This window comes from Trichococcus sp. (assembly GCF_049589555.1).
Classification (GTDB): domain Bacteria; phylum Bacillota; class Bacilli; order Lactobacillales; family Aerococcaceae; genus Trichococcus.
The window spans coordinates 1-1525 of the sequence record NZ_JBAWAZ010000113.1 but is presented as its reverse complement, the minus strand read 5'-3'; the positions used below and the strand labels follow the sequence as shown (position 1 = coordinate 1525).

The window sequence follows — 1525 nt, the reverse complement described above, 5'->3', positions numbered from 1 at the left end:
GAAACAGTGAGTAATTATTTGTGTATCGATGTCGGCGGGACCTTCATCAAGTATGCCAATGCAGATCATCTTGGCAAAATCAGCTCAAAAGATAAAGAGACTACACCAGCAACGTTAGATGGGTTTCAGGCTGTCATAAGAAAAATCGTTAGTGAAAATATAGAAGATATCGATGGAATTGCGATCTGTTGTCCTGGGAAGGTAGACCGCAAGCATGGCACGATCTTCCATGGAGGCTCCTTGCAGTATCTGGATGGATTGTCGCTAAAAACTATACTGGAGGGTGAGTTTCATTTGCCGGTTGGCGTGATCAATGATGGAAAAGCTGCAGCCCTTTCGGAATTATGGCTCGGGAATCTGCGAGGATGCGACAATGGTGTTGCCATCGTCCTCGGAACAGCCATCGGCGGCGGAATAATTGCTAACGGCCAACTGTTGGAGGGCGAGCATTTCCAAGCTGGCGAATTCAGCTTCATCGTTCATAATCCAAGGGAACACGCTGCAAAACCTTTGATTGGTGATCGCTTGTCGGCGGTTGTCTTTGTGGAAACAGGTTCACAAAAAATCGGTCTCGTTGAGGCGGATGGCCAGCTGGTTTTTGATGCAATCAATGAAGGGGATCAAGCGCTGGTTCACCACTTGGAAGACTATTGCTACGAACTGGCGCTCGTCATTTTGAATATTCAGGCTGTCTTGGATTTTTCCAAAGTGGTCATCGGTGGCGGAATCAGCGCGCAGCCTCGCTTGATCCAAGAAATCGATAAGCAACTTCAAAAGATTCGTTCGGATCTGCCGGCTCTGGAAGCAACGATGAGTAAACCGATTGTTTTACCATGTAAATTCTACAATGATGCCAATATATTGGGTGCATTATATAACCTGCTTTCAATGTCCGATACGGCAGACAGACATTAGGGATTTTCCAACAGAACAAATAACAAAGACAGCAGGATTGTAAAGTCGCGTCTGCACAAGCGATAAAGAAGATGCTTCACCCCAACTGTTAGGATTAAAAGTCTAACGCTTGGGGTGAGGCATTTGCTATTGATAGAAATCTGATAAAAAATAGGGAGGACACCATTATGGCATTGGATAAAGATTTTTTGTGGGGCGGCGCATTGGCTGCCCATCAGTTTGAAGGAGGGGTTCTGAATACCTCGAAAGGCTTGAGTGTGGCGGACGTGATGACGGCGGGTGCGCATGGCGTTCCCCGCGTAATCACGGACGGTGTGGTCGAAGGCAATTACTATCCGAACCATGTCGGCATCGATTTCTACGGGCGCTATAAAGAGGACATCGCCTTGTTCGCCGAGATGGGCTTCAAGTGCTTTCGCACCTCGATTGCTTGGTCACGTATCTTCCCGAACGGCGATGAAGCGGAGCCAAATGAAGAAGGCCTGCAGTTCTATGACGATGTCTTCGATGAACTGTTGAAATACGGAATCGAACCGGTCATCACGCTTTCCCATTTCGAGATGCCTTACCACTTGGCCAAAGAATATGGCGGCTTCATGAACCGCAAGAC

2 protein-coding genes are annotated in these 1525 nt (G+C 47.5%); both read left to right on the top strand.

From position 1 onward, the window contains the following. Window positions 1–6 precede the first annotated feature (6 nt). Complete coding sequence (locus tag WBV27_RS04900; RefSeq protein ID WP_424199941.1) at window positions 7–915, top strand: ROK family protein; 909 nt, start codon at window positions 7–9, stop codon at window positions 913–915. A gap of 167 nt (window positions 916–1082) precedes the next feature. Continuing rightward, on the top strand, window positions 1083–1525 hold a 443-nt coding region (locus tag WBV27_RS04895; RefSeq protein WP_424199939.1), incomplete at its 3' end, for a family 1 glycosylhydrolase.